The 10,190-nt window shown below is 71.4% G+C and carries 9 protein-coding genes; 8 read left to right on the forward strand and 1 reads right to left on the reverse strand.

Annotated features, from left to right (window positions below; translation table 11 throughout):
- From ACTHMS_RS10665 to ACTHMS_RS10695, 7 genes are all read left to right on the forward strand, one after another.
- Nucleotides 1–522: PH-like domain-containing protein (locus ACTHMS_RS10665; RefSeq protein WP_440306640.1), on the forward strand; the 522-nt coding region annotated here is incomplete at its 5' end.
- Entirely contained in the window at nucleotides 519–1,625 is a 1,107-nt protein-coding gene (gene carA, locus ACTHMS_RS10670; RefSeq protein ID WP_440306641.1) for a glutamine-hydrolyzing carbamoyl-phosphate synthase small subunit, read from the forward strand. The genes ACTHMS_RS10665 and carA, both read left to right, overlap by 4 nt.
- Nucleotides 1,625–4,918: a carbamoyl-phosphate synthase large subunit gene (carB, locus tag ACTHMS_RS10675; protein ID WP_440306642.1), complete on the forward strand. Its 3,294-nt coding sequence runs from the start codon at nucleotides 1,625–1,627 to the stop codon at nucleotides 4,916–4,918. The genes carA and carB overlap by 1 nt, the downstream gene beginning before the upstream one ends.
- On the forward strand, nucleotides 4,915–5,772 hold the full coding sequence (locus ACTHMS_RS10680) for a dihydroorotate dehydrogenase electron transfer subunit (protein WP_440306643.1): 858 nt from the start codon (nucleotides 4,915–4,917) through the stop codon (nucleotides 5,770–5,772). Before carB ends, ACTHMS_RS10680 begins: the two co-directional genes overlap by 4 nt.
- Nucleotides 5,772–6,716 carry a dihydroorotate dehydrogenase gene (locus tag ACTHMS_RS10685; RefSeq protein ID WP_440306644.1) on the forward strand — a complete coding sequence of 315 codons (945 nt, stop codon included), beginning with the start codon at nucleotides 5,772–5,774 and terminating at the stop codon, nucleotides 6,714–6,716. The genes ACTHMS_RS10680 and ACTHMS_RS10685 overlap by 1 nt, the downstream gene beginning before the upstream one ends.
- Nucleotides 6,713–7,555: an orotidine-5'-phosphate decarboxylase gene (gene pyrF / locus ACTHMS_RS10690; protein ID WP_440306645.1), complete on the forward strand. Its 843-nt coding sequence runs from the start codon at nucleotides 6,713–6,715 to the stop codon at nucleotides 7,553–7,555. The genes ACTHMS_RS10685 and pyrF overlap by 4 nt, the downstream gene beginning before the upstream one ends.
- A gap of 131 nt (nucleotides 7,556–7,686) precedes the next feature.
- Nucleotides 7,687–8,517: a 2-oxoglutarate and iron-dependent oxygenase domain-containing protein gene (locus ACTHMS_RS10695; protein ID WP_440306646.1), complete on the forward strand. Its 831-nt coding sequence runs from the start codon at nucleotides 7,687–7,689 to the stop codon at nucleotides 8,515–8,517.
- Nucleotides 8,518–8,764: 247 nt separating this feature from the next.
- Here ACTHMS_RS10695 and ACTHMS_RS10700 read toward each other — a convergent pair whose 3' ends face one another.
- Nucleotides 8,765–9,718 (reverse strand): aldo/keto reductase, encoded by a 954-nt coding sequence (locus tag ACTHMS_RS10700; RefSeq protein ID WP_440306647.1) that lies wholly within the window; start codon nucleotides 9,716–9,718, stop codon nucleotides 8,765–8,767.
- Nucleotides 9,719–9,760: 42 nt separating this feature from the next.
- Here ACTHMS_RS10700 and gmk point away from each other — a divergent pair.
- Nucleotides 9,761–10,190 (forward strand): guanylate kinase (gene gmk, locus ACTHMS_RS10705; protein WP_440306648.1); only part of this gene is annotated, 430 nt, incomplete at its 3' end.

Consider the following 10,190-nt stretch of genomic DNA (forward strand, 5'->3'; position numbering starts at 1 on the left):
GCCCAAGGCATGCCGGGGTTCCTGCTCGTCCTGCTCTGCGTCGTCCTGTGGTTGCTCGGCCTCTACGGCATGCTCGGCGGCTGGCGCACCGGGGCGACGCGGCAGGCCGGCCTGCCGTCGCTGCCGCCGGTGCCGGCCGAGCTCGACGCTGCTCAACACACGTTGAGTGGCCTGTACGTCGGCACCACCTTCGCCTCGAGCTGGCAGGACCGTGTCGTGCACGAGGGCCTCGGGCTGCGCGCCGCCTGCACCGCCACCCTGCACCGGCAGGGCGTGCTCATCGACCGCGAGGGCGCCACGCCGGTCTTCCTGCCGCGCACGGCGATCGACGAGGCCCGGCTCGCACCCGGCCTCGCCGGCAAGGTGATGGGCGAGGGCGGCCTGCTGGTGATCCGCTGGCACCTCGGCGACGCCGAGCTCGACACCGGCCTGCGTGCCGACGACAAGACCACGTATCCGGACTGGGTGCATGCCCTGTCCGCGACCGACCCGACCGACCCGACAACGAGAGGCACGGCATGAGTTCCGCCATCCTCGTCCTGGAGGACGGCCGCCTGTTCAGCGGCGAGACCTACGGCGCCGTGGGTGAGACGTTCGGCGAGGCCGTCTTCAACACCGGCATGACCGGCTACCAGGAGACGCTGACCGACCCGTCGTACCACCGCCAGATCGTCGTGCAGACCGCGCCGCACATCGGCAACACGGGCGTGAACGACGACGACCCCGAGTCGCGCCGCATCTGGGTCGCGGGCTACGTCGTGCGCGACCCCGCGCGCCGCGCGTCGAACTGGCGCTCGCGCCGCTCGCTCGACGACGAACTGGCCGCGCAGGGCATCGTCGGCATCTCGGGCATCGACACCCGCGCGCTCACCCGGCACCTGCGCGAGCGGGGCGCGATGCGCTGCGGCATCTCGTCGTCGTCATCGCACGAGGAGCTGCTCGACAAGGTGCTCGCCTCGCCGCCGATGAGCGGCGCCGACCTGTCGGCCGAGGTGACGACGCCCGAGCCGTACACGGTCGAGGCGCTCGGCGAGCACCGCTTCACCGTCGCGTCCCTCGACTTCGGCATCAAGTCGATGACGCCGCACCGCATGGCCGAGCGCGGCATCACCTCGCACGTGCTGCCGTCGACCTCGACCGCCGAGCAGGTGCTCGCCACCAACCCGGACGCCGTGTTCCTGGCCAACGGTCCGGGCGACCCGGCGACCGCCGACGACGCGGTGGCGACCGTGCGCGAGCTGCTGCGCCGCGAAGTGCCGATCTTCGGCATCTGCTTCGGCAACCAGATCCTCGGCCGCGCCTTCGGCTTCGGCACCTACAAGCTCGGCTACGGCCACCGCGGCATCAACCAGCCGGTGCAGGACCGCAGCACCGGCAAGGTCGAGATCACCGCGCACAACCACGGCTTCGCCGTCGACGCGCCGCTCGACCGCGCGACGTCCACCGACTTCGGTGCCGTCGAGGTGAGCCACGTGTGCCTGAACGACGACGTCGTCGAGGGGCTGCGGGCCCGCGACGCGAAGGCGTTCAGCGTGCAGTACCACCCGGAGGCCGCGGCCGGCCCGCACGACGCCGCGTACCTGTTCGATCGCTTCGTCGAGTTGCTCGAGGGGAAGAACGCCTGATGCCGAAGCGCACGGACATCCAGCACATCCTGGTCATCGGCTCCGGGCCGATCGTCATCGGCCAGGCAGCCGAGTTCGACTACTCCGGCACCCAGGCGTGCCGCGTGCTGCGGCGCGAGGGCTTCCGCGTCAGCCTGATGAACTCGAACCCGGCGACGATCATGACCGACCCCGAGTTCGCCGACTCCACGTACGTCGAGCCGCTGACGCCCGAGTTCGTCGAGCAGGTGATCGCCAAGGAGCGTCCCGACGCGCTGCTCCCGACCCTCGGCGGCCAGACCGCGCTGAACCTCGCGGTGAAGCTGCACGAGAACGGCGTCCTGGAGAAGTACGGCGTCGAGCTCATCGGCGCCGACATCGACGCGATCCAGCGCGGCGAGGACCGCCAGAAGTTCAAGGAGATCGTGCGCCGGGTCGGCGGCGAGGTGCCCGCGTCGCAGGTCTGCAAGACCCTCGACGAGGCGGTCGCCTTCGCCGCCACCGTCGACAACAAGGTCGTCATCCGCCCGTCGTTCACGATGGGCGGGCTCGGCTCGGGCCTGGCGAACGGTGCCGACGAGGTGCGCACGATGGTGGCCCGCGGCCTGGCCGCCTCGCCCGTGCACGAGGTGCTCGTCGAGCAGTCGGTGCGCGGCTGGAAGGAGTACGAGCTCGAGCTGATGCGCGACAAGCACGACAACGTCGTGGTCGTCTGCGCGATCGAGAACCTCGACCCGATGGGCGTGCACACCGGCGACTCGATCACCGTCGCGCCGACGATGACGCTCACCGACCGCGAGTACCAGCACATGCGCGACATCGGCATCGCCGTGCTGCGCGAGGTCGGCGTCGACACCGGCGGCTGCAACATCCAGTTCGCGATCAACCCGGCCAACGGCGACATGATCGTGATCGAGATGAACCCGCGCGTGTCGCGGTCGTCGGCGCTCGCGTCGAAGGCCACCGGCTTCCCGATCGCCAAGATCGCCGCGAAGCTCGCTGTGGGCTACACGCTGGACGAGATCCGCAACGACATCACGCAGGAGACGCCGGCGGCCTTCGAGCCGACGCTCGACTACGTCGTGGTCAAGGTGCCGCGGTTCGCGTTCGAGAAGTTCCCGGGTGCCGACCCCGTGCTGACCACGCACATGAAGTCGGTCGGCGAGACGATGGCGATCGGCCGCAACTTCACCGAGGCGCTCGGCAAGGCGCTGCGGTCGATCGAGACCAAGGCGGCCGGTTTCTGGACGCGTCCGGACGAGGACCTGCCGCTGGACGAGCTGCTCGCCCGTGCTGCGGTGCCCACCGACGGCCGGCTGTACTGGGTCGAGCAGGCGCTGCGGGCCGGCGCGACCGTCGACCAGGTCGCCGAGACGACCGGCATCGACCCGTGGTTCGTCGACCAGATCGCGCTCGTCACCGAGATCGGCGCAGCACTGCGCGAGTCGCCGACGCTGACCGAAGCCCTGCTGCGCAAGGCGAAGCGGCACGGCCTGTCCGACCGGCAGGTCGCTGCCCTGCGTCCCGAGCTCGCCGGCGAGGACGGCGTGCGTGCGCTGCGGCACCGCCTCGGCATCCGCCCGGTCTACAAGACCGTCGACACCTGCGCCGCCGAGTTCGCGGCGCGCACGCCGTACCACTACTCGTCCTACGACGAGGAGACCGAGGTCGCGCCGCAGAGCGAGAAGGCCAAGGTGCTCATCCTCGGCAGCGGCCCGAACCGCATCGGGCAGGGCATCGAGTTCGACTACTCGTGCGTGCACGCCGTCATGGCGCTGCGCGAGGCCGGCTACGAGACCGTCATGGTCAACTGCAACCCCGAGACCGTGTCGACCGACTACGACACCGCCGACCGCCTCTACTTCGAGCCGCTCACCTTCGAGGACGTGCTCGAGGTCGTGCACTCGGAGCAGCAGTCGGGCACCGTCGCGGGCGTCATCTGCACGCTCGGCGGGCAGACGCCGCTCGGTCTGGCGCAGCGACTCAAGGACGCCGGCGTGCCGGTGCTCGGCACGCAGCCCGAGGCGATCGACCTCGCCGAGCACCGCGGCGAGTTCGGCCGGGTGCTCGACGAAGCGGGCCTGCCCGCGCCGCGGCACGGCACGGCCACCAGCTTCGAGCAGGCCAAGGTGGTGGCGGACGAGATCGGCTACCCGGTGCTCGTGCGGCCCTCGTACGTGCTGGGCGGGCGCGGCATGGAGATCGTCTACGACGAGCAGCACCTCGCCGACTACATCAACCGGGCCACCGAGATCACCGCCGACCACCCGGTGCTGGTCGACCGGTTCCTCGACGACGCGGTCGAGATCGACGTCGACGCGCTCTACGACGGGCACGAGCTCTACCTCGGCGGCGTCATGGAGCACATCGAGGAGGCCGGCATCCACTCCGGCGACTCCGCGTGCGCCCTGCCGCCGATCACGCTCGGCGCCGGGGACATCGAGAAGGTGCGCGCGTCGACGCTGGCGATCGCCCGCGGCGTCGGGGTGCACGGGCTGCTCAACGTGCAGTACGCGCTGGCCGGCGACACCCTCTACGTGCTCGAGGCGAACCCTCGCGCCAGCCGTACGGTGCCGTTCGTCTCGAAGGCGACGGCCGTGCCGCTGGCCAAGGCCGCAGCCCGCATCGCCCTGGGCGAGACGATTGCGCAACTTCGCGCCAATGGTGTGCTGCCTGCGTCCAAGGACGGCGGTGACCTGCCCGACACCGCACCGATCGCGGTGAAGGAGGCCGTGCTGCCGTTCGCGCGGTTCCGCACGCCGAGCGGTGACCAGGTCGACTCGGTGCTCGGGCCCGAGATGAAGTCGACCGGTGAGGTCATGGGCTTCGACTCGACCTTCGGTGTCGCGTTCGCCAAGTCGCAGGCCGCGGCGTACGGCGCGCTGCCGTCGAAGGGCACCGTCTTCGTCAGCATCGCCAACCGCGACAAGCGCTCGGCGATCTTCCCGGTGAAGCGCCTCTACGACCTCGGCTTCCGCGTGCTCGCCACGGCCGGCACCGCGCAGGTGCTGCGGCGCAACGGCGTCAAGGTCGAGGTCGTCGGCAAGTTCAGCGACGGCCCGGGCAACGTGGTCGAGAAGATCCTCGCCGGCGAGGTCGACCTGGTGCTCAACACCCCGTGGGGCTCGGGCGGCCCGCGCCTCGACGGCTACGAGATCCGCACCGCCGCCGTCACCGCGGGCATCCCGTGCCTGACCACCGTGCAGGCCGCCGCGGCCGCCGTCCAGGGAATCGAGGAGATCGCCCGCGGCGAGATCGGCGTCCGCTCGCTGCAGGAACTGCAGGCCACCCTCGCCGACTGGCGCCGTACGTGACGCCGGTGCAGGAGCAGGCGGAGATCTTCGCGCTGCAGAAGGTCGGCGACTACGTGCAGTTCACGGTGATCGCGCCGAAGATCGCGCAGGACGCGAAGCCGGGGCAGTTCGTCGCGGTCGCGGTCGGCGGCGAGAACACGGCGATGATCCTGCGGCGCTCGTTCGCCCTGCTGAGCGCGACGCCGAGCGGTGATTTCGCGGGCACCGTGCAGTTCGTCGTGGCCGACGCCGGTGCCGGCACCCGCTGGCTCACCCAGCGGCGCACCGGCGACGTCATCGACATCGTCGGCCCGCTCGGCGTGCCGTTCCCGCTGCCGTCCTCGCCGGTGCCCGCGGTGCTCGTCGGCGGCGGCTACGGCACCGCGCCGCTGCTGCCGCTGGCCCAGGCGCTCAAGGCGAACGGGTCGGAGGTCGAGTTCGTGCTCGGCGCCTCGACGTCCACCCGCCTGTTCGGCGAGCTGGCGGCGAAACGCCTCGCCGGACGCGTCACCGTCACCACCGACGACGGCACGTCCGGGCAGCGCGGCATCGTCACCGACGTGCTGCCCGAGGTCATCGAGCGGGTGCGGGCCCAGATCGTCTACGCGTGCGGCCCGATGGGCATGCTGCGCGCTGTCAGCGAGCTGGCGCAGGCGTTCCGCATCCACGCGCAGGTGGCGGTCGAGGAGTCGATGGCCTGCGGCATCGGCGTGTGCATGACGTGCGTGCTGCCGGTCGTCGGCGACGACGGGTACTCGCGCTTCGTCCGGTCGTGCGTCGAGGGGCCGATCTTCGACGGCACCCGGGTGCGGTGGCGCGACGTCGGCACCCTGCCGCCGGACCTCGTCGGTGCCGAGGCCATGGGAGGCCACTGATGGTGGACATGCGGGCCCGCGTCGGGTTCGTCGACGTGCCCAACCCCGTGCTCACGGCGTCCGGCTGCGCGGCGGCCGGCCGCGAGCTCGACCAGTTCTTCGACATCACGCAGCTCGGCGGGATCGTCACCAAGTCGATCATGGTCGCGCCGCGGTCGGGACGCCCCACCCCTCGCATGGCCGAGACGCCGAGCGGCATGCTCAACTCGATCGGCCTGCAGGGCCCGGGCATCGACGCTTTCATGGCGCACGACCTCGAATGGCTGCGCCAGCGCGGCGCCCGCGTCGTCGTCTCGATCGCCGGCGGGCACACCGACGACTACGTGACGCTCGCGCGCCGGCTCGCCGGCCACCCCGCCGTGGCCGCCATCGAGGTCAACATCTCGTGCCCGAACGTCGAGAGCCGCGGGCAGGTCTTCGCCTGCGACGCGATCGCGTCGTCGCGCGTCATCAGCGGTGTGCGGCGGGCGGCCGACCCGGACGTGCCGATCATCGCCAAGCTCTCGCCGGACGTGACCGACATCGTGCACATCGCGCGGGCCTGCGCCGACGCCGGGGTCGACGGCTTCTCGCTGATCAACACCACGCTCGGCATCGTGATCGACACCGACACCATGCGTCCGGCGCTGGCAGGCATCACCGGCGGGCTCTCCGGACCGGCCATCCGCCCGATCGCGGTGCGCTGCGTCTGGCAGGTGTTCCGGGCGCTGCCGCACCTGCCGATCATCGGCATGGGTGGCATCCGCAGCGGTCTCGACGCGCTGCAGTTCATCCTCGCCGGCGCGTCCGCCGTCTCCGTCGGCACCGCAGTCTTCGGCGATCCGAACGCGCCGATGCGGGTGCTGCAGGAACTCGAGACGGCGCTCGCCGAGCGCGGCTTCGCCTCGCTCACCGACGCCATCGGCCAGGCCCACCGCGTCGACGCGCCGCGAGTCATGGCGTGACCAGCTTCGGCGCACGGCTCGCCGCGGCGCTGGCCGCGCGCGGGTCATTGTGCGCCGGTGTCGATCCCCATCCCGGCCTGCTCGAGGCCTGGGGGCTCACCGACGACGCCGACGGCCTCGCCCGCTTCGCCGACGCGTGTGTCGAGGCCTTCGGCCCGACCGCGGCCGTGGTGAAGCCGCAGTCGGCGTTCTTCGAGTCCTACGGGTCGCGCGGCATCGCGGTGCTCGAGCGCACGGTGCAGGGCCTCCGCGAAGCCGGAGCGCTCGTGGTGCTCGACGTGAAGCGCGGCGACATCGGCACGACCATGGCGGCGTACGCACGGGCCTACCTTCACCCGTCCTCACCGCTCGCCAGTGACGCCATCACCGCGTCGCCCTACCTCGGCGTCGGGTCGTTGCAGCCCGCGTTCGACCTCGCCGCCGAGCACGACGCCGGTGTGTTCGTCCTCGCGCTGACCTCGAACCCCGAGGCGCCGCAACTGCAACACGTCACCGGCGCCGACGGACGCACGGTCGCACAGGTGGTCGTCGACGACCGCGCCGCCCGCAACGCCGGCGCCGAGCCGTACGGGCCGTTCGGCGTCGTGGTGGGCGCCACGATCGGGACCTCCGTGGCCGACCTGAGCGGGCTGAACGGCCCGTTCCTGGTGCCCGGCATCGGCGCCCAGGGGGGCGGGCCGGACGACGTGCGCCGCATCTTCGGCGACGCGACGGCCGCCGTTGTCCCCAGCGTGTCGCGAGAGGTGCTGCGCGCGGGGCCCGACGTCGCGGCCCTGCGTGGGGCCGTCGAGCGGCAGGTCGAGCAGTTCGCGTTCCTGCGCCGGGCCTCCGGTAGCTGAGAAGACCTGCGGCGAAGGGGACCATCGACACACGCGCGCAGCGCGTCGGAGTCTGTATCGTTCTCGCGGGCTGTGGCCCGCCGGTAAGGCACCCTTTTCCGCTCCTCTCTCCCCACAGGGAAGGACCCCGCATGACCCAGACCGTCGCCCTCGACGCTGCCCTCGTCACCAAGGCCGCCGCAGACATCCTCGAGCACGGCTACGCCGTCGTGAAGCTGTCCGACATCGACGCCAAGGCGCTGCGCAACGCGATCGACACCGCCAACGCGTTCTTCGACCAGCCGATCGAGTACAAGGACGCGCACGGCAGCACCGACCACAACTACGGGTACCGCCCGCTCGGCATCGAGTACTCGGTGAGCCCCGACCGTCCGGACATGAACGAGGTCTTCACCCTGTGGGCGAGCCGCCTCGACCTGATCCCGCACGCCGACGAGATCCCGGCGCTGACCGGCGCGTTCCTCGACTGGCGCGACGTGCTGGCCCCGCTCGTGGGCGCCGTGCTCGACGAGGTTGCCCGCAGCTACGGCGCCGACCGCGCGCCGGAGTTCGAGAAGGCCTCGTACCTGCAGATCAACAGCTACGTCGAGACGCCGCGCGACCGCGACCTGCTGCAGGACAGGCACGAGGACGGCCACATGGTCACCGTCCTGCACGCCACCGCGCCGGGCCTCGAGCTCTACACCGCCGACGGCGTGACCCCGTTCCTGCCCGAGGCCGACGAGATCGTGATCATGCCGGGCTCGGTGCTCACCGCGCTGAGCGGCGGCGACATCGAGCCGCTGTACCACCAGGTGCGCAACCACGGCCTCGACGACCGTCAGTCGATCATGTACTTCGTCAACCCGGTCGTCGACGAGCCGCTGTACTCGTGGGTCGACCGCGAGGAGAGCAAGGACCTGCGCGACCAGGTGCTCTACGCGCCGAAGATGTTCGGCCTGCCGCCGGTCGAGGCGCTCTGACGCCGCCTCGTCACTGACGCGCGGACGGCGCCGGTTCCCTCGGGAGCCGGCGCCGTCCGTCGTTCCCGCGCCGCCGCCGTGCGTCCGTGCCGTGTCCGCCCCCGTTTATCTTGTGCAGGACGCGCGCACGATCACGTGTGCCCTGCACAAGATCGCGATGTCTCTGTGGATCTTGTGGAGGACGCGCGCATGCTCACGCGCGTCCTGCACAAGATCGGTGTGGACGCGCGACTGCCGGGCGCCCGCCCTAGGCGGCCGGGGGAGTGGTGATCTTGTCGAGCTGGGCGAGGTCCTCGGCGGTCGGCGTCCAGTCGCCGGCCCGGACGTTCCGCTCCACCTGCGCGCGCGAGGTCGCGCCGGCGATGACGGACGACACCGTCGGCTGCCCGGCGAGCCCGCCGATCGCGACGTCGAGCAGTTCGACGCCCCGCTCCTTCGCGAACGCGTCCAGCGCCTCGACGACGTCGAAGGTCGCGTCGGTGAGGTCGGCCTCGCGGCCCCAAGCGGCGATCCGGCTGCCCTCGGGCGGGGCCTCGCCGCGCCGGTACTTGCCGCTGAGCAGCCCGCTGGCGAGCGGGAAGTACGGCAGCAGCCCGACGCCGTAGTGCTCGAGCGCCGGCACGACGTCGGCCTCGAGGGTGCGCGAGAGCCACGAGTACTCGTTCTGCGCCGAGACGAACCGCTCGAGGTTTCGGGTGCGCGCCGTCCACTCGGCGTCCGCGACCCGCCAGCCGGTGAAGTTCGACGAGCCGAGGTAGCGCACCTTCCCCTCGCGCACGAGTTCGGTGAGCGCCGAGAGCGTCTCGTCGATCGGCGTGGACGGATCAGGTCGGTGCATCTGGTAGAGGTCGATCCAGTCGGTGCGCAGCCGCCGCAGCGAGGCCTCGACCGCCTTGCGGATGTAGCGGCGCGAACCGCGGGCGCCCCAGTCCTCGCCGTTCGACAGGCCGCGTGCGCGCACGTCGCTGCCGAACTTGGTCGCGATGACGACGTCGTCGCGCTTGCCCTCGAGCAACTGCCCGAGGCGTTCCTCGCTCGTGCCGTACGAGTCGGCGGTGTCGAACAGGGTGATGCCGGCGTCCAACGCGGCGTGCACGACCTCGCGGCTCTGCTCCATGTCGAGCTTCATGCCGAGGTTGTTGGTGCCGAGCCCGACGACGGAGACGACCAGACCGGAATGACCGAGGCGACGAAAGTCCATGCGTCCATCCTGCCCACTTCGCGGCCCCGGTAGTTTCGCCGCATGCCTGCGCGTCTCACCGTCCTCACCGGACCGTCCGGCGTGGGCAAGGGCACGGTGATGGCCGAGCTGCGCCGCACGCGTCCGGACGTCTGGATCTCGGTCTCGGCGACCACACGGGCGCCGCGGCCGGGGGAGCAGGACGGCGTGCACTACTTCTTCGTCGACCGCGACGAGTTCGCCCGCATGGTCGAGGCCGGCGAGCTGCTCGAGCACGCCGAGTTCGCCGGCAACCGCTACGGGACGCCGCGCCAGCCCGTCCTCGACCACATCGCCGACGGCATCCCCACGATCCTCGAGATCGAGCTCGCCGGTGCGCGGCAGGTGCGCCGGTCGATGCCGGAGGCCCGCTTCGTCTTCCTCGCGCCACCGTCGATCGAGGCGCTCGTGCAGCGGCTCCAGGGGCGGGGGACGGAGTCGGCCAACGCGATCG

It is taken from the genome of Jatrophihabitans sp. (assembly GCF_051960575.1).
Taxonomy (GTDB): domain Bacteria; phylum Actinomycetota; class Actinomycetes; order Mycobacteriales; family Jatrophihabitantaceae; genus JBQCEE01.